This is a genomic window from Permianibacter fluminis (assembly GCF_013179735.1).
Taxonomy (GTDB): domain Bacteria; phylum Pseudomonadota; class Gammaproteobacteria; order Enterobacterales; family Permianibacteraceae; genus Permianibacter; species Permianibacter fluminis.
The window spans coordinates 2,883,716-2,902,153 of sequence record NZ_JABMEG010000001.1 but is presented as its reverse complement, the minus strand read 5'-3'; the positions used below and the strand labels follow the sequence as shown (position 1 = coordinate 2,902,153).

General features: G+C 57.3%; 13 protein-coding genes. 4 read left to right on the top strand and 9 right to left on the bottom strand.

Translation table 11 applies throughout. The annotated features are described in order from the left end of the window. The first annotated feature begins 142 nt into the window (after positions 1 to 142). The 3 genes from HPT27_RS12560 to HPT27_RS12550 all read left to right on the top strand — a co-directional run bounded on the left by HPT27_RS12560 (position 143) and on the right by HPT27_RS12550 (position 5,071). Complete coding sequence (locus HPT27_RS12560) at positions 143 to 2,326, top strand: S46 family peptidase (RefSeq protein WP_211197944.1); 2,184 nt, start codon at positions 143 to 145, stop codon at positions 2,324 to 2,326. A gap of 102 nt (positions 2,327 to 2,428) precedes the next feature. Next, a complete protein-coding gene (locus HPT27_RS12555; RefSeq protein ID WP_172243902.1) occupies positions 2,429 to 3,205 on the top strand; it encodes a cytochrome b/b6 domain-containing protein in 777 nt (258 codons plus the stop codon). Positions 3,206 to 3,313: 108 nt separating this feature from the next. After that, positions 3,314 to 5,071, top strand: coding sequence for a DUF885 domain-containing protein (locus HPT27_RS12550; protein WP_172243900.1), 1,758 nt, complete (start codon positions 3,314 to 3,316; stop codon positions 5,069 to 5,071). Positions 5,072 to 5,209: 138 nt separating this feature from the next. Here the strand turns inward: HPT27_RS12550 and HPT27_RS12545 are convergent, their stop codons facing one another. From HPT27_RS12545 to HPT27_RS12510, 8 genes are all read right to left on the bottom strand, one after another. Continuing rightward, complete coding sequence (locus HPT27_RS12545; protein WP_172243898.1) at positions 5,210 to 6,439, bottom strand: hypothetical protein; 1,230 nt, start codon at positions 6,437 to 6,439, stop codon at positions 5,210 to 5,212. Positions 6,440 to 6,565: 126 nt separating this feature from the next. Beyond that, a complete protein-coding gene (locus tag HPT27_RS12540) occupies positions 6,566 to 7,399 on the bottom strand; it encodes a CPBP family intramembrane glutamic endopeptidase (protein WP_172243896.1) in 834 nt (277 codons plus the stop codon). Positions 7,400 to 7,451: 52 nt separating this feature from the next. Beyond that, positions 7,452 to 7,880: a nuclear transport factor 2 family protein gene (locus HPT27_RS12535; protein ID WP_172243894.1), complete on the bottom strand. Its 429-nt coding sequence runs from the start codon at positions 7,878 to 7,880 to the stop codon at positions 7,452 to 7,454. 160 nt (positions 7,881 to 8,040) lie between these two features. Beyond that, positions 8,041 to 8,664 (bottom strand): GIN domain-containing protein, encoded by a 624-nt coding sequence (locus HPT27_RS12530; RefSeq protein ID WP_172243891.1) that lies wholly within the window; start codon positions 8,662 to 8,664, stop codon positions 8,041 to 8,043. 274 nt (positions 8,665 to 8,938) lie between these two features. After that, entirely contained in the window at positions 8,939 to 10,126 is a 1,188-nt protein-coding gene (zapE, locus tag HPT27_RS12525; RefSeq protein ID WP_172245339.1) for a cell division protein ZapE, read from the bottom strand. Positions 10,127 to 10,313: 187 nt separating this feature from the next. After that, positions 10,314 to 12,914, bottom strand: coding sequence for a sensor domain-containing diguanylate cyclase (locus HPT27_RS12520; RefSeq protein WP_172243888.1), 2,601 nt, complete (start codon positions 12,912 to 12,914; stop codon positions 10,314 to 10,316). A gap of 198 nt (positions 12,915 to 13,112) precedes the next feature. Beyond that, complete coding sequence (locus HPT27_RS12515) at positions 13,113 to 14,549, bottom strand: alginate export family protein (RefSeq protein WP_172243864.1); 1,437 nt, start codon at positions 14,547 to 14,549, stop codon at positions 13,113 to 13,115. A 48-nt stretch (positions 14,550 to 14,597) separates the two neighbouring features. Further along, entirely contained in the window at positions 14,598 to 16,082 is a 1,485-nt protein-coding gene (locus tag HPT27_RS12510; RefSeq protein ID WP_211197943.1) for an MFS transporter, read from the bottom strand. Positions 16,083 to 16,232: 150 nt separating this feature from the next. Between HPT27_RS12510 and HPT27_RS12505 the strand changes: the two genes are divergently transcribed. Further along, positions 16,233 to 17,150, top strand: coding sequence for a LysR family transcriptional regulator (locus HPT27_RS12505; RefSeq protein ID WP_172243861.1), 918 nt, complete (start codon positions 16,233 to 16,235; stop codon positions 17,148 to 17,150). A 324-nt stretch (positions 17,151 to 17,474) separates the two neighbouring features. Here the strand turns inward: HPT27_RS12505 and bsrA are convergent, their stop codons facing one another. Further along, complete coding sequence (bsrA, locus tag HPT27_RS12500) at positions 17,475 to 18,398, bottom strand: LysR family transcriptional regulator BsrA (protein WP_172243858.1); 924 nt, start codon at positions 18,396 to 18,398, stop codon at positions 17,475 to 17,477. Between the last annotated feature and the right edge of the window lie 40 nt (positions 18,399 to 18,438).

Here is an 18,438-nt window from a genome sequence, read left to right as displayed (position 1 = left end):
CCCGAACTGCGGCGCCATGTACAGCCGCTTGTGCTGAATGCAACAAATTGTGTCCACCAACCCGCCACGCTATCCCCTCCGGTAAACTCCGGGCGCTTTTTTTCGGCCGTTCGGCCGGTTTTGCTTTGGGGACGTCTAAATCGTGAACAAGAAACTGATGACTGCAACGGTCGTGGCGCTGGCCGTCACGGCAGGTGTTGCAACGACCGGCACTTTCGCCAACGAAGGCATGTGGATGCCGCAGCAATTGCCGCAGATTGCCAATGATCTGAAAGCCACCGGTCTGGAACTGGATCCGGCCACGCTGACCCAGCTGACCGAATTCCCGATGGGCGCCATCATCAGCCTTGGTGGTTGCACCGCCTCATTCGTATCACCGCAGGGCTTGGTCGTTACCAATCACCACTGCGCCTACGGCAGCATCCAGTACAACTCGACCGCTGACAAAAACCTGATCAAAGACGGCTTCCTGGCCAAGACCATGTCCGATGAACTGAAAGCCGCGCCGGGCAGTCGCGTGTTCGTCACGGTCGATGTGCAAAATGTCAGCGACAAGATCATTGATGCCAATACCGCCAAACTGACCGGCAAGAAGCGCGTCGATGCCATGGAAGTCAATGAAAAAGCCATCGTTGCCGAATGCGAAAAGGACGTTGGCCATCGCTGCAACGTTTATAGCTATTACGGCGGCCTTGAATTCTATTTGATCAAGCAGATGGAAATTCTGGATGTCCGTCTGGTGCACGCACCGGCGGAAGGTATTGGCAATTTCGGTGGCGAAACCGACAACTGGCAGTGGCCACGCCACACCGGCGATTACAGCTTTTATCGCGCCTATGTCGGCAAAGACGGCAAACCGGCCGGTTACAGCCCGGAAAACGTGCCCTACGTGCCAAAACATTACCTGCGTCTGGCCAAAGACAGCCTGAAAGAAGGTGATTTTGTCATGGTCACCGGTTATCCGGGTCGCACCAACCGGCATCGCCTGCCATCAGAAGTCGAATTCACCTTCGGCTGGTTCTATCCGGAATTTGTCAAAGCCTCCGGTGAGCAGCTCGACATCATTGCTCGCGAAACCAAGGACCGCAAAGAGGCCGAGATCAAGTACGCCTCGACCGCCAAGGGCATCCATAACTACTTCACCAACCGTCAGGGCATGCTGAACAGCTACAAGGGCAGCGATTTTCTGGCGCGGAAAAAGCAGGCCTTTGCCGAAATGAAGGCCTGGATCAACGCCGACAAGGCGCGAAAGAAACAATACGCCGCCGATGTCAGTAACGCGGAGAAGCTGATTGCCGAGCGCGATGCCATTACCCAGCGCGAATTTCTGATGAGCTACGCCGCTCCGCGTTTCCTCAGCACGGCACGCACGCTGTACAAAGTGGCAAACGAAAAAGCCAAACCGGATACCGAGCGCAAGTCCGGCTATCAGGAACGCGATTACGATCGCATCAAGCAGGCGCTGGACGCGATCGACAAGCGCTATGACGAGCAAGTCGACAAGGCGCTCGCGCTGCACTTCCTGAAGCGCTATCTGGCGCTGCCGGTCAAGGATCAGAACACCGTGTTCCTGTCGGCTCTGGGTCTGAAAGCCGGTCAGGATGAAGCCGCCATCAAGGCGCAACTCGAAGTGCTGTATGCCGGCAGCAAGCTTGGTGACAAGGCCGAACGTTTGGCCTGGTTTGATCGCGATGTCGCGACTTTCAATGCCAGTGATGATCGTTTCATCAAGGCCGCCGTGGCACTGTATGCCGACGACGAAGCGCGCGAAGCCCGTGACAAGGAGCTTGGTGGCAAAATTCAGCAAGCCTATGCCAATTACATGAAGGCGCTGATCGCGTTCAAGAACAGCAAAGGCGAAGCGGTTTACCCGGATGCCAACAGCACGCTGCGCGTGACCTATGGCAAGGTGGCCAGCCGTACCGCTGGCAATGCCGACGGTACCGCCTGGACCGCGTTCACCTCGCTGCGTGGCGTGCTCGCCAAAAACACCGGCGAAGGTGAGTTCGAAGCTCCGGCTGCGCAACTTGATGCCATCAAGAACAAGAAGTTCGACAAGTATTACGAGTCGAGTCTCGACTCGGTACCGGTCAACTTCCTGGCCACCTTGGACATTACCGGCGGCAATTCCGGTTCACCGGTGCTGAACAAACGCGCCGAGCTGGTGGGTCTGGCCTTCGACGGTACCCTCGACTCGGTGATCTCGGACTGGGATTTCAACACCGCCACCACGCGTACCATCGCGGTTGATCTGCGCTATATGCTGTGGAACATGAAGGTGGTCGACCATGCCGACAACCTGCTGAAGGAAATGGACGTGCAGTAAGCACGTATCAGCCAACCAACGGGGCCACTTGGCCCCGTTGGTTTTTCTGCACGATCAATGCGCTATGCTATGGCGCAAACTCCTCCCGCTCGCTCCGCCACCATGACAACACTCCGCTCCATCAAAATCTGGGATATCGGCATACGCCTGTTTCACTGGGCACTGGTGCTGTTGTTGCCGCTGCTGTGGCTGCTGGCCGAGCAGGATGAGGCCATCGAGGACTGGGCCAGCAGTCATGGCTGGTATCTGGATCCTGTGCTCTGGCATGCCCGACTCGGTTATACCGTGCTGGGTCTGCTGGTTTTTCGTTTGCTGTGGGGCTTCGTTGGCAGCGACACGGCCCGCTTCAGCCAGTTTCTGCGCCACCCGAAGCTGGCCATCGCCAGCTTGAAGGCGCTGCTGAAACCAGCATCAGCAGCGCAAGCCAATTCCGCAAACCCCACGGCAACTGTTGATTCGACAAAAACAGTTGAATCGACAAAAACAGCCGAACCCCCAATTAGCATTGGCCACAATCCGGCCGGCGGCTGGATGGTATTGCTGATGTTGCTGCTGCTGATTGTGCAGAGCGTAACCGGCCTGTTCAATTTTGATGATGTCGATTTCGAGGCGCCGCTTTATGCGCTGGTCAGCGACTCTGTCAGCGAATTCATGCATGAATGGCATGAGATCAACTTCAACATCCTGCTGGCGGCGGTGCTGGTGCACCTGAATGCCATTGCCTTCTACACCTGGGTCAAGCGCGAACCATTGGTGCCGGCAATGCTGCATGGCAATCGCATGCTGGCGGTTGCGACCGGGCCCCGGATCATTTCCGGTTGGCGCTTGTTGCTGTGCGCGCTGATAGGCGCCGCCAGCAGCTTCTTTTTCTGGCGCTAGATTTCGATTTTTCCGAGAGCGGTAATGGCCGACGTCAGTATCCGGCTTTGCCATAACCCGTAAGGTCAAATTTCCGTTTCCTCGTTTTTTCTGCAATGGAGTCACGCAATGTCCGGTTTTCGTCCGCTGTTGTTGTTGCTCGCTGCCGTCATGGCAACCTCCTGTAGCCAATCCCAACCCGAGCCAAAAGAAAGTGCGGCTGATGCCGCCATGCGTATCGCCCAGGAATATGTCGACGGCTATTACCATCAGTTTCCGGAAGAAGCGTATGAAATCGGTTACCCGGATACGCCAATGGACAAGCTGGGTGACCGCAGCGTCGCCGCGATCACTGCTTGGCAGGCAAGCGAAGATGGCTGGCTGAATGCGCTGAAGCAAATCGATGCGGCGCAGCTGGCTGGTACCCCGGCGGCAGTACCCTACAGCTTTACCCGTGACCGGCTGGAAGCGGCGGCAGCGCGGCGTGTGTGTCACACCGAACTCTGGAATGTCAGCCCGACCTATAACGGTTGGCAAAGCATGTTGGCCTCCACCTTTGCCCAGCAACCGGTCAGCAGCGACACCGAACGAGCCAACGCGCTGGCGCGTTTGCGCGCCGTTGCCGGTTATCTGGATACCGAAATCGCCAATTTGAAGCAGGGCATGAAATCGGCCTACCTCGCGCCTCGGGTCAACGTGGCAGCGGTGATCCGCCAAGTCGATGCCCTGCTCGCCAGCGCGCCCGAATCCTCACCGTTTTTTGATCCGGCAGCACGCGCCACCGATGAGGCGTTTACGCAGCAAGTGCGTACGGTGGTGGTTGATGTCATCAACCCGGCCATGGTTCGCTACCGTGATTTTCTCGCCAAGGAATACCAAGGTCGAGACGCCGTTGGCGTGACAGCCAATGCGGATGGCGCGGCCTGCTACGCCGCTTCGGTACGTTTTCACACCTCACTCGCAGTGGATGCGCAAACCATTCATGACACCGGTCTGCGCGAAATGGCGCGCATCGAAAACGCTATGGCAAAGATCGCCCACGACGATTTTCAAACCGACGACGTCAAAGCCTTGCTGGAGAAGTTCCGCTCCGATCCGCAATACGCCTTCAAATCGGAAGAAGACGTGCTGAGCTTTGCCCGAGCGGCCGTCAGTCGTGCGGAGGTGGCGGTGCACGACTGGTTCGGGTTTGTGCCAAAAGCTGAGGTTATCGTGAAACCGTTTCCGGCCTATCAGAAGGCATCAGGCGGCGGTTTCTATGCCTCTGGCTCGGTCGATGGCAGCCGGCCCGGTACCTATGAGCTGGGAACGTTCGAGGCCAACACGATCAGCAAGGTGGGTGCCGAATCGACAGCGTTCCACGAAACCTATCCGGGTCATCACCTGCAGATGGCCGTGGCGATTTTCGGCAAGGGCGTGCACCCGGTGCTGCGTTATCTCTACGTGTCTTCAATGGCCGAAGGCTGGGGGCTGTACAGCGAGCAGCTCGCCGATGAAATGAAACTGTATTCCACCCCGGCCGATCGCATGGGGATGCTGTCCAATCAAGCGCTTCGCGCCGCCCGCCTCGTTGTCGATTCGGGCATGCATGCGCTGGGTTGGAGTCGTGAACAGGCGATTGATTACATGCTTGCGCACACCGCAGAGCAGCGTGCCCAGGTCGAAAGCGAAGTGAACCGCTATCTGGCCGTGCCGGCGCAGGCCACCGCCTACATGATCGGCAGTCTGGAAATTCAGCGCTTGCGGCATGAGGCAGAACAAAAGCTGGGCGACAAGTTTGACATCAAAGGCTTTCACGATGTGATTCTGGGTGACGGCGCGGTAACGCTGCCGATGCTGCAAACGGCGGTCAATAGCTGGACCGTTGAGCGCGCCAAGAGTCAGTAATTGTTGCTATTTGACGCTAGTCGCATTTCACCACAAAAGACAAAACCACGTGTCAGGCCAGTGGCGCCTGACACGTGGTCGTGTATCTGATGATTAACCTGTACCTAAAAAAACTGCAGTCATTGCGATGACTACAAGCTAAAAAATATAGCGGATAGATAAGCTGACTTGATGATCATCCGGTTCGGTAGGGATATCTACCGTTGCCAGTGCCGGCCGTTTCGCACTTACGCGCAACCATTCAGCACCCAAACGCCAACGCTCGGCAAAATGCCACAACCACGCCAACGTTATTGCCCTGCCCTTCTCGTCATTGTTATCCAGGGCGGTCAGGTCATTGTCATCCACCTTGAAGTGCTCAATTCTCAAGCTGACCGACTGATTGTCAAAGCGACGATTGATCATGACGTATTGCGCAATGAATGCAATATCTACACTGGTTGGTGCTGCCCCCATGAACGATTCCCCCCGCAACCACTGCGCCAAGACCTCCCAATCGCTGGCGAAGGTCTGACGGATGGAAAGCAGATCAAATCGAGTATCCCAACTGTATTGACCATCCCTGAATGAAGTGGGATCGCCACGATTGTCATAATGCCAGAGTTGAATTTGACTGCTCCGTTCAAATTCAAATCGACCACCAACATACCAGCCCACTCTGTGGTCGATTTCTTCAAAGGGATTTACTTCCTGCGACTGCTTCGGAAACGGGCCTGCATCGGAGAAGGCGGGCAACAATGGCAGATCGATGGATTCATTCCAGCGGGAAATGCGGGAATGCAAACCAAACCCTCGCCAAGCCAGCAAAGACCCGGCGGGATCATTGCCCTGAAAGACCGCGGCCGTAAGACCTAGCCGCCAAGGCTTTTCTTCCACTTCGCCACGATAGTCCAATTGGTATTCCGCACCGAAGGTCCTGAGCTCTTCGCCAAACCAGCTGGTAATAGCGCTTGGCGTCAGGCCGTAGCGGTCCTGCCAGAAGCGTTCGGTGTTCTCCATCGTAAACGGCGCAAAGAACATCCCGGTGCGAAACTGCGAGCGCCAGGCATCATCGGGGATCGGTTGGTAGCCGACGAATGCTTCGATCAAACCGGGGTCGCCGTCTTCAAGATTGTCCGCCAGAGCGCTTACCTTGACGCGCCATTCATCAAGCCAGCTGTATTGCCATTGTCCGCCAGCGGTCAGTACTTCATTGCGACCGACATCGTTGGCTTCACCGAGTTTCAGCGCGTGCTTATCAAACCCCTGCTCTCGATAGCTTACGTCCTGAAAACGGCCGTCAGCGAGAAAGCCAAACTCGCTATTCGCTTGAGTTGATGGCGAAGTAAGCAGAATAGCAACAGGAACAGCAGCCAAAAGTGTGCGCATATCGATATCAATGGCGGTAGACGAGTCGAGCTAGACGCCAGCGCCGGCAGCTTGTTACAGCAACCAGAGAATAAACTTGCGTCCCGACCCGACCCGTCCCGACCCCAGATGCTAGCCCGCAGTCTGCTAGCGATTCAGTGGTGGTGACCAACGATACAGGCAGTACGTCAATGCACAAACGGCCGCCAAGCCCGGTACGCTGGCTTCCAATCCAACCGCCCCGCCTGATAGCCAGTCTGGGGCGCTGCTGATTGGTTGCAACCAACTGGGAGAATCCGACCCGGATACACCAAAGCCAAGCACCGGTCCTTGTACCCAGTTAGCCATCAGATGTATGCCAATCGGCATCGTCAATCGCCGGGTCTTGATGTATGCCAGGCCAAACAGCAGTGACGCCGTGAAAATATTCAGGCTGGCGAGCCACTTGCTCGTTCCTGTCATCGCCGGATTGTTCCAATGCGACAGCATAAAAAATGCGGCCATCAGCAATTGCGCTGGCCACACGCCGATGCCATCGATCAGCCGCTGGAACATGAAGCCGCGGTAAAGCACTTCTTCGGCGAACGCCACCGCCGCCATCAGCAACAAGCCCGGCAGCAAAGCAGAGACGCCATTTGGATTCAGTTGCCAGCGCAAATCCGTACCCAGCCAGAGCATCGCAGCCGGCAACAGCATCAGCACGGCACCGAGCAAACCGCCTATTGCCAATTCACGCCACCATGGCAAGGTTGGCGTCAGGCCGAGCTCCGCTACAGGTCGCTTGCGCAGCCATTGGCAGATCACCGCTGCCACCAGCAGGATGGCGCCGGTCAGGACGAAACGGCTGGTTTCATCCGGCTCAAGTTGGAACTCGTGCAAGGCAATCAAAATCGGAAATCCGATTGGCGCCATCACCAACCAGAAAATCAACAACCACCAGCCATTCCGAATGCGGCGATTGGCGTCAATAAAGGGATTCAACAGCGGGGTATCCTTGCGCTAAAAAATGAAACGGGTGAGATGAACACAATCATTACTTGGCGAGTTGATGATCAAACGAGATCACTCGCGCCAGCTTCCAGACCCCCTGCTCGTTTTTCCAGATGTGGGTAAATTGCGCCGTTTCTGTCAACCGGTCCGGTTGGCCCGGGGTCAGCGCATAAAAGCGGTGCGAGCCGGTTTCGACGGCGCCGTAATTGTTCAGGGGATAGACTTTCATGCTGCCCTGAATCAGTTCGCGCCGGGCGCGAAAGTCGGTACCGTCCTGAATGCGTTTGCACATACCGGCAATGGAATCGACAAATTGCTGCTTGGTATTGCCGGTCAGGCCCCACTTGTCGTGATAGAACTCAAAGTCGTCAGTCACCATTGCGCCGACGTTTTCGGCATTGCAATTGTCGAAAATCGACGTGAATAGCGCCGCATCACGTTCACCAATCTGGCGGGTCATTTCCGCTGACATTGCTGGTCCTGCCGTCAGATTTATCGCTGGATTGGCTGTTTTGTCATCGCCGGCGCTGATCGTTAACGAAAACGTAGCGATGGCGAGAATAGCGAAAACTCTCATCACGACTTACCTCAATTGCTGATTCGTCTTATGTGAAGGCATGCTTGTGCCAGATTCACTGAGCCGCATTTGCCTCAGCTTTATTGCACGCCACGATGGATTCTCCACCGCTGGCGCTGCTGACGTTGCCGCCATTGATCACATCCTTGCTAATTTTCGGTGTGCCAAAATACTGAATATCGCCACCATTGCGGATGCGGGTATCAAGTTGACTGCATGCAGCGAGCACAATGCGGCCGCCGTTATGCACCTCTGCCACGACCCGCTCAGCAATTGCATTGCCCGCATCAATCGTGCCGCCGTTATGCACTGTCAGACCGAGCGAGTTAGCCACAGGCAGGCCTGTGTCCAGCTCGATACGACCGCCATTGAGTAGATGCAGCTCATTCAGCTGTGGCAGGTAGACATCGATACCATCGTGGTGCAGCGAACCGCAGTTGCCGGGGCAATAGACCCGCAGCGTGTCACCGTCAACGTCCACCTTTATCCGCTGCCGCATCGAAACCTCGGCTTTGATACTGACTCGATACTCGCCACCAGCATGAATCTGGGTGTTGCCAGCGACCGAAATAGTCACTTTGGTAAAACCCGGCACCACGTCACCCTCAGCCGCCGACACCGGACCCATGGCAAGCATCAGGACAGCAATCAGTCCACGCCAAATTCGCTGTTTCAACATGTTGTTCTCCCTATGTCAGCCGAGGTCGCAATCACTTGCCGAGAAGCAGATTCAAGCGATTGCTATCACATAGAGCAGAGACTGTGCCAATCCAGGAGAAAGGCGCGTGGCAGGGCTGTCGAGGTCGAATGAAAATGGATAATCCCCACGGAAACAGAGATTTACGTCATACAAGTAGCGATGGCCGTCAGTGGTGGCGTCAATGGTTGGAATCAAGGCAACTTATGCAAGTTAGCCACAAGGTGGCGAATCAAACCACACCAGTTGTTCAAGCCTATCTACGACGGGCAGCACCAAAGCGCTGCAACTGCATTTCCTTCAACCGGCTGAGGGTGCGCCGGAACGGGAAAGACAGATAGCCTTCGGTGTACAGCACCTCCATTGGCACCGCGGCTTCGACATACAGTGGAATCTGGCGGTCGTAGCATTCATCAACCAGGGCAATGAAGCGGCGCACGCTGTCGTCATGAATGGAGAGTGCCGGCAACTGCCGATCGCCGGCGGCAACGCGCTCCGCCGCATCTTCGGTACCACGGGCGATCCTGCCGGGCCGCTGCTGTGCGCTCAGATTGGGTACATCACTGACGAAGATGGCAGCGAACTGATCGCAGAGCGTGATGAAATCCAGTGCCGCCAATGGCTGCTCACACAGATCATGGAATCGAAACCAGATGGCCTTCGCATTGCGACGAACAACCGGAATGGGCAAATGGCCGAGTTCGAACGCAGGCGGATGCGCGAGAACGAGGTCCGAATTCCGCTCATCTCTTTCACCCGGCAAGGCGACAGATTCCGCTGTTGCGAACGCCGCAAATGCCTCGGCCATTCCACTGCCCTCGCCGCTCAGCCAATACCGCTGCCGCATCAGTCCGGGATGCAGGCGGTGGTCCTGCTCACCATCGACACTGACAATCTGCATATGTCGCTCAATGGCGGCAATGGCCGGCAGCAAGCGTTCGCGGTTAAATCCTTCAGCATAGAGTTGCTGTGGCGCTTGATTCGAGGTGGCCACCACGACCAAGCCCTGGTCAAACAGCGCTTGCAACAAACCGCCAAGTATCATCGCATCGCCAATATCGCTGACAAACAGCTCGTCAAAACACAGCACCCGAGTCTCGGCCCGCAGTTCCCGCGCCAGCGCTTGCAACGGTGCCGCAGTGCCGCTCAGCGCAAATAATCGCTGATGCACCCAGCGCATGAAATGATGGAAATGTAGCCGTTTGACAGGTACCGATGAATGAGCAAGCAGGCAGCGGTAAAACTGATCCATCAGCCAGGTTTTGCCGCGCCCAACCGGCCCCCACAAATACACGCCCGAGACCGGCTGCGCACGGTCAGAACTGAGCAGCTGCTCATGGCACTGTTGCAGTTGTTGCACCGCGCGCCATTGCGCGCTGTCTGCGACAAAGCCATCAACGGCAAGCGCATGTTGGTAAGCCGTCAGTGGGGATGCGGTCGGCAGGGAGGTGGTCATGAAAGATTCATTGGTAGGGAGATGGTTGATCAGGGTCGAGGATAGATCGGCGTCACGGATAGATCGGCGCCATGGATAGTTCAGTGTTACCGATAGATTGGCGTCACCGGAAGCTCATCTTTACAAACATGGAACTATCAGACCGACAGGGCATCACCAGTCGGCGCAACCACTTTCAGACATTTCGGGTTTCAGCGGGAGCAGCACCATCAACACGATCAGCATCGACTGTTTCATTGTCGGAAAAACAGCCATCGGCCACCTTGGTCCCATCGACGATGACATAGCGATTGCCACCTTCATGTTTGGCACGGTACATGGCGGCATCCGCACAGGCAGCCAAGGACTTCTGATCGCCACCATTTTCGGGGTAGATGGCAACGCCAATGCTGCCGGAGATGGCCAGCTCATGGCCAAGAATGGAAAACGGCTTGGCCAGCGCGGAGCGGATTTTCTCGGCAACAATGGTGGCGGCCTCGGCAGAGCTGACGGTATGCAACAGCACCAGAAATTCATCACCTCCGATCCGGCCAACGGTATCGGAATCACGGACACTCTGCCGAATCCGGTCGGCGGCCTCCTTCAGCAGCAAATCACCAACAGCGTGACCGTAGGTGTCATTGATCGGCTTGAACTTGTCCAAATCCAGATACATCAATGCCAGATGCTCTTTGTAACGGGCATTCCGGGTAATAGCGACCTGCAGGCGATCATTGAACAGGGCGCGGTTTGGCAGGTCGGTCAACACGTCGTGTTGGGCCAGATGGCGAATGCGCTCGTCGGACTGCTTGCGCTCGATGGCGGTTGCCACCTGGGTCGAAACGAATTTCAGCAGGTCGCGATCTTTTTCACTGTAGCGAATGTTGCCGCCGTAGCTTTGCACGACCAGCACGCCAATGGTGCGCTTCTGCGAAATCAGCGGCACCCCCAGCCAATCCAGGAACGCCGAGCCGACCAGCACCGTTCCGGGGTCCAGAATATTTTTTGATTGGTCGCGGGTCAGCAATAGCGCCTCACCCGAACGGATAACCCGTGCCGACAGCGTACCCTCCCCCAACTTGCGAGGTCCCGGTGGAGCGTCATGCTCATCGACAAAATAGGGGAAACTGAGAATGTCATTTTCATGATCGTAGAGGGCAACAAACAGGTTCTTTGCTGGCAGCAGGCTGCCGACAATGCCATGTATTTTGGCGAACATGTCCTGCAAATTTTCAGACGCTTGCGCTGCCTCGGAGATGTCACGCAGGGCATTCTGTATATGCCGTTCGTGGTTGAGCTTTTCCTGAACCTGTTTGCGTTCGATGGCAACGGCGGTTTGGGTTGAAACAAACTGCAGCAATTGCTTGTCGCGCTCGGTATAGCGCACGTCACCGCTATAACTCTGCACCACCAGCACGCCAATGACCCGCCCTTGCAACAGCATCGGTACGCCCAACCAGTCGAGCGAATCCGAGCCAACAATGGATGATGAGACCTGATCGCCCGAGACATCGGTTTCCGGCGTCAGCAACAATGCCTGACGTGAGCGAATCACCCGTGCCGACAAAGTATGCTCATCCAGCTTTCGCGCCTCCGGCGGCGGGTCGAACTCGTCAATGAAATAGGGGAAGCTCATTTCTTCGGTTTGTTCGTTGTACAAGGCGACGAAGAAATTTTTGGCTGGTAACAGCTCGCCGATAACCTGATGAATACGTCGGAACAATTCGGCCAGGCTTTCTGCCGACTGCGATGCTTCGGAAATGGCGCGCAAGGACTCCTGCATCTTTTCCGCAAACTTCAGTTTGCTGATGTCGGTCAGGATACCAATGAAGCGCAGCGGTTTGCCGGCTGCATCGCGGCCAACCACCTGACCATGACAGAGGCACCATGTGTAGCTGCCATCCTGACAACGCATGCGCTGTTCGCTGTGGTAATCCGTCAGCGTGTTGTCCAGATGCGCCTGCCACTCCGCCAAGGCTCTGGCGCGATCGTCCGGATGCATGCGGTCATGCCAGTCACTCAAGCTGCTGCCAACCGCCGTATCCGAATAGCCAAGCAGTTGTTTCCAGCTGCGCGAATAGAGAACCTGCCCCGAACCGACATCCCAGTCGAGGACGCCTTCGCCGGCACTTTCCAGCGCCAGATTCCAACGCTCCTCATTCACCCGCAGGGCTTCGGTGTAATCGGCAGTTTGTTGCCGCAAACGAATGTTGTCGAGCTGATTGGTTTGCATCCGGCCGGTGCTGGCATAGGTGTAAATGAGATACAGCACACCCATCACGGGCAGCAGAATGGACACTTCCGGCTTGAGTGCCATCAGCACCATCACTGGCAGTATCGGCACGCAGGCGATCAGCAAGGCAGAGACCCGATCAACCGAATGACTGGCCGAGCCGGCCGAGCTGACACCGAGCAAGACCATGGTCAACCAGATCTGTTGACTGACATCGGCGATTGAAAACAGCCAGTAGCCGCCCGGCCCCCACCCCACAGCAGTCATCAGCACGCCGAGTCGATACCAGTTCAACCAATCGACTGTGCTGCGGACGCCGGGCGCCTGCGCCACGGCGCGTCGCCATGCCAACAGCAGACCAATGCGCAGAAAAATGACCAACAAAAATCCCGTTAACCACAGCAGCAGCCGGTCGTGCGGAAAACGCGGCCACTCCAGCGTGACCAACAACACCGCAATCAGCGCCGCCACCGCCAGTGTCGCGGGCAGCCCGAGATACAGAATGCGGATCTGTTCCTGCTTGATTGCTGCGTCAATCGGGTCGGTTTCGCGAGAAATAGCCATCACTGCGCGCTTTAATCGTTCCCATTACGATGGTGGAGCACCACTTGGGAACGATAGTAGCAGTAATTGGCCAGAATCGGCGCCGACCGCGGCTTGCTGCATCGCAAAAGCAGCCTGGCTCCGGACGGTCAGGCCTAACCCTGGGGCGATGCTGACGTGCGCTTCAGCACCCGCTGTCGACTGGCAAGCCTCATGCCCTCAATAGCGAAAGGTCGCACCCGCATAGACATAGCTGCCCGACGAATGCCCGGCGCGAGCGAGCACATCGCCAGCATCAAAATGTTCGTAGTTGAAGAACACCGTCCACCGAGGATCAACCGACCAGGTGCCGATAACCCGCAGCAACCCACCCAGCTCATGGCCGGGGACGTTCTGGCTGCCGGCATAGGCGCGCATGCCGCCCGCGTAAGCCGCATCATCCGTGTCGAGGCGACGGGCAAAACCATATTCGGCAGAAAGTGTCGTCGCGGCGGTTGGCGACACGGTTATCCCCGGCGCAACCATCAGCAAATTACTGAGACTGAGGAACTGACCTTCGCCAAGATAATTGGAGCTGGCGTAAAGCGGATTGAAGCCATTAAGCGTTCCCTCTGCATAAGTACCGCCACCGGAAGCAGCGTCGATATGTGCGGTCAGACGAGGCTTCCAGCCTTCGCTGGAAAGCACGACACTCTGCACTGTGAAAAGGCCCCAGGCATCAATGGCACGGCCCATGAAATCGCCGCTCTGGTGCGCGAGCGTCCAGTCGAATTTCAGCTCGCCCCGCTTGCCCCACAGGCGCGTACCAACGGTATTGCGCGTATCAAGACCAAGTTGACTACCGGAGCGAAAGTTTGGATTTTCACTATGAAACCAAAATGGATCCAGAAACATGTCCGCCGTTGCATCAGCCGACAGTATGAAACTGGCATTGAGACCCTGTAGCCGCTCCTCCGGGTTCCACGCTTCGTCAAAGCCCGCGCGTTGCAGCCGGGTTGCGCGCAGATCGAATGCGCCGAAACGGCGCCATTTATTGTGGGCGTAAAGGCGCACACCATTCCAGGTCCGATGAAGATTCGGGCCATCACTCAAACTGATCAACTGCCGTGGACCATCGGAGAACTCCTGGCGTCCAATGATTGCACCAAACAGATTTTCGCCAGCGTAATGCTTGGCATCGACAAACAATTGCTGCAATGAAGCGTCGTTCTGGAAGTTGGCGGTGGCCGTGTCACGACGACCATCAACCTGACCGCTCGCCAGTTCGCCGTATGCACGCAGACCGTCGTTGACGCGCAGCTCGGCACCCAGCACCGCACGCAGCAAACCTTGCTGGTAATCGTTGCCCTCACGAAGCTGACCGTTTTCGACCACATCGTAACGCCAGCGGGTTTCCGCGTTCAGTGTCAGTGATGCCTCATCACCAATCGGCATGCCCTTAAATAATGGCGCCGTTCCCGCTGCCCGCATACTGGTCCAGTCCTCCGCCCAGCGGCTGGCAAACAAACCGTTGCCGAGTTCTGGCCCCCACCCCGCCGCCGCAAGCGGATACGGTTCTGCCGGTGTTGGCCGCTCCACACCGGGTGCATTTGTACTTTCTTCTTTAGCTGCAGTTGACGTTGCCGCAACAAAACTGACACCAAGCAGCATTGCCATCACCGCTCGCTTTGCCTCGACGTGCATGAAATTCATGATTTCACCCGCTCAACGCTTGGCAGCGACAGCGCGTGCAGCACGCGCGTGACTTGCCACGGCAATGACCAGAGCAATCAGAATTATCACGGTCGCAACGATAAACGTCAGTCGCATACCGGCGGTCACAGCAGCGGGCGTCGCGGTCAGCAGATTGGACGCAGCCGCACCGAAAGCGAATACCGCGCCCATGACAGAAGCTCCCGTGACAAGACCCAGATTGCGCGACAGATTCAGCATGCCGGCGATCACCCCACGCTGATCGGGCGGACTTCCTGTCATCACGGCGGTGTTGTTGGCCGCCTGGAACACGGCGTAACCGGCAGTGAGCAGCATCAGCGGCGCGACATAAGCCGGAATACCGAAATGAGTCGACAGCAGTGGCAATAGCGCCGCACCGGTTGCCATGGCGATGAGCCCGCTCAGCGTCATGCGCTGGGCACCAAACCGATCAACGAGTCGGCCGGCCGGCACGCCAGTCAGCGCTGCGACCAATGGTCCCGATGACATCACCAGGCCAATCTCGGCCGCATCGAGCATCAGCGCACCGGACAGATAAAACGGCCCGACCACCAGCGTCGCCATGACCACGGTTGTCACCAACGTGCTCATCGCAAAACCGGCGCTCAGCAGGGGGCTGCGAAACATTCGCAGCGGGATCAGCGGTGACGCCGTCCGCTTCGCGGCAGCGATAAACAGCAGCGCAGCAAGCAGTGCCATCATGAGCAATAACAGGTTGAGCCAGCCGAAACCCGAGTGCGCTGCGTCGAATTGAACGGTCACCGCCAGCGCGTAAGTCACAAGTGTCAGCACCAGCAGCAGCGTGCCACGAATATCGAAGCGGCGTTGCGCCCACTTCAGATCCGCGCGCGCACGTGGCAGAAAACGATAACCCAGCAACAACGCCAGCAAACCAAGCGGCACGTTGATGAAAAACAGCGCGGACCAACCAAATCCCGAAATCAATACGCCACCCAATGTGGGGCCGAGTGCGGTGCCGATTGCCGACATGGTGCCGAGCAGACCCATCGCGCTACCGGTTTTTTCTTTTGGCACCATCTCGCCAACAAACGCCATGGTCAGCGCCATCATGATTGCCGCACCCAGCCCCTGCACGGCACGCGCTGCAAGCAGCCACCACAGCGTCGGCGCCGCACCACACAAGATTGACGCGACGGTGAAAATCGCGATGCCAATAAGCAACAGACGGCGTCGACCGATGAGGTCGCCAAGCCGCCCGACGCTGACGATGAGGCTGGTGATCGCCAGCAGATACGCGAGCACCACCCACTGCACTTCGGCAAAGCTGGCGTTGAAGACCTGCGCCAGCGTTGGCAAACCGACGTTGGCGATGCTGGTCCCCAGCGAAGACAGCAGCATGGCCAGCGCCAGGCTGGCCAGACCCCAGCGGAAGGAACTGCGCTGCCTCAACGTGCAAGCGCCAGAGGGGGTGGCGACAGGTGCGGAGGCTGCGGCGGTGGAAGCGGTATTGGTCATGGTTTTTGCCCTTCCGGATGTGATTGACCCGGGTCAGAAACGGGATAGCCAGATGGTATGGCCCGGCCTGAGATGGCGGAAGGCGCAGCAGTTGCAGCTTATTAGTGCATTAAACGCCATGTATTGGCCAAACCGTGCTAGGGTTCTGCCATGGAAACGCCCGATCTGAACCTGTTGCTGACGCTGGACGTGCTGCTGACCGAAGGCAGCGTCGCCCGCGCGGCAGAGCGGCTGCGGCTGAGTCCGTCGGCCATGAGCCGGGCGCTGGCGCGCCTGCGCGAGACCACCGGTGACCCGCTACTGGTCCGCGCCGGCCGCGGCCTGGTCCCCACCCCACGCGCCATCGAATTGCGCGAACGGGTCAGCCAACTCCGTCAGGAAGCCGAAGGCGTGCTGCGCCCGGTTGAGCACCTGCAGCTCAGCCAACTGAACCGAATTTTCACGCTGCGTACACGCGAAGGCTTCGCCGAAAATTTCGGCCCGGCATTGATTGCCAAAGTCGCCGAGCAGGCACCCGGCGTGCGACTCGCCTTTGTCCAGAAAACCAACAAGGACAGCACCGCCCTGCGCGACGGCAGCGTCGATCTGGAGACCGGCGTGATTGGCAATGAGATGGGCCCGGAAGTGCGGGCGCAAGCGCTGTTTCGTGATCGTTTTGTTGGCGTGGTGCGCGCAGGTCATGACTTGACTCAAGGCGAGATCAGCGTTGCCCGCTATTGCACCGGCAAACACGTCGGCATCTCGCGCCGCGGCTTTGATCACGGACTGGTTGATGACGCACTGAATCCGCTTGGAATGACCCGCGAGGTGGTGACGAGCGTTGACGCCTTTTCAACCGCGCTGGCGTTTGCCCGCGGCTCGGATTTGATCGCCACCGTGCCGGAAAAACACACAGGCAATCTGCGGACCGGCATGAACAGCTTTGCACTGCCGTTTGCCATGCCGGCGATCACGATCTCGCTGTTCTGGCATCCCCGGCTGGATGCTGATCCGGCGCATCGCTGGTTGCGCGGTTTGGTGCGGGAGATTTGCGCCGGCGATTTGCTTCAGACACCGGCGAACTCCTGAGCAAGCATTGAAAGCGCGTGCCTGTTTCGGTTCGACACCGCTACTGCGAATGCCTGTTCGCGCGCCAATCAGCTCTTATTCAGCCCAAAAATAAGTGCTTCATCGGTCCGACCGATAGTTAATCCTATCCAATCGACGCAATCACCCAATCACCCTAAGGACACTCTGATTTAGTCTCCGTTCGCCCTGAGCTTGTCGAAGGGTGAACAGAATTACGCTGAAATATCGGCTTTCTGTGGTTCGACAAGCTCACCACGAACGGTAGTTGACCACTAGATCAGAGCTTCCCTAATCACCCCAATCGATAAACCGCCATCAGATTAACTATGGCGACACCGCAAAACGCTCATGCGTGTGGGCCGTCACCTGCTCTCTGAGCCAACGTAACGCGACAGAGACATCTTGCTGTTTATGCCAGATCAAATTCACCTGAATCGGCGGTATCGCCAGCGGTAATGGCAAGACTTGCAGCGCATACTGCCGGGCGAAATGTTCGGCAAGGCGCCGTGGTACCGTGCCGAGTAAATCGGTCTGCGCAACAATGGTCGGAATGGCCAGATATTGCGGCACAAATAGCTGCACCTTGCGTTGCACCTTGGCCGACCCTAGCACTATCTCCAGCGGTGAACCGCGACCGGCGCGCGGTAACGCCGCCACATGATTGCAATCCTGATACTGCGCCAACGTCAGCCCCGCATTGGCAACGGGATGGTCGGCGCGCGCAATGACCGCCAACTGTTCTTCAAGCAAGGGTTGGTAGCGCAGCTCCTCATCATCAAAATGCAAATAATCGATGGCCAGATCCAGCTCGCCGGACTTCAGGCGCTTGGCCAGCGTTTCTGCCTCGTCAAATTGCACCGACAGCATCAACTGCGGCGCTTGTGCTCGCAAATGCATGAGCAGGCCGGGCAGAAAGATCGCTTGGGCGTAATCGTTCATCGACAGCCGGAAAAGCAGTTCCGCATTCAAGTCGATGTTTTGCTGTGGCCCCAAACCCAATCGCAGCAGTTGCAGCGCGTCGCGCACCGGCCCGTACAACGCATGCGCCTGAGGTGTTGGCACCATGCCACGGGCGGTGCGCTGGAACAGCGGCTCATCCAGCTGCTGGCGCAACCGGGCCAGAGCATTGCTGACGGTCGATTGGCTCAGATTCAGTCGAACGGCCGCTTGCGACAGGTTCTGCTCCTGCATCAGGGCATCGAAAACCAGCAGCAGATTCAGATCGAGTTGACGCAAATTCGTGATCATGAATAAAGCTCTTTCTTAATATCCATTATACAAATAATGA

Excerpts from the sequence above, each read along its gene's own strand:
- HPT27_RS12555 (WP_172243902.1), top strand. The coding sequence starts at position 2,429 with ATGACAACACTCCGCTCCATCAAAATCTGGGATATCGGCATACGCCTG.
- HPT27_RS12550 (WP_172243900.1), top strand. The coding sequence starts at position 3,314 with ATGTCCGGTTTTCGTCCGCTGTTGTTGTTGCTCGCTGCCGTCATGGCA.
- HPT27_RS12545 (WP_172243898.1), bottom strand. The coding sequence starts at position 6,439 with ATGCGCACACTTTTGGCTGCTGTTCCTGTTGCTATTCTGCTTACTTCG.
- HPT27_RS12535 (WP_172243894.1), bottom strand. The coding sequence starts at position 7,880 with ATGTCAGCGGAAATGACCCGCCAGATTGGTGAACGTGATGCGGCGCTA.
- HPT27_RS12530 (WP_172243891.1), bottom strand. The coding sequence starts at position 8,664 with ATGTTGAAACAGCGAATTTGGCGTGGACTGATTGCTGTCCTGATGCTT.
- HPT27_RS12520 (WP_172243888.1), bottom strand. The coding sequence starts at position 12,914 with ATGGCTATTTCTCGCGAAACCGACCCGATTGACGCAGCAATCAAGCAG.
- HPT27_RS12515 (WP_172243864.1), bottom strand. The coding sequence starts at position 14,549 with ATGGCAATGCTGCTTGGTGTCAGTTTTGTTGCGGCAACGTCAACTGCA.
- HPT27_RS12510 (WP_211197943.1), bottom strand. The coding sequence starts at position 16,082 with ATGACCAATACCGCTTCCACCGCCGCAGCCTCCGCACCTGTCGCCACC.
- HPT27_RS12505 (WP_172243861.1), top strand. The coding sequence starts at position 16,233 with ATGGAAACGCCCGATCTGAACCTGTTGCTGACGCTGGACGTGCTGCTG.
- bsrA (WP_172243858.1), bottom strand. The coding sequence starts at position 18,398 with ATGATCACGAATTTGCGTCAACTCGATCTGAATCTGCTGCTGGTTTTC.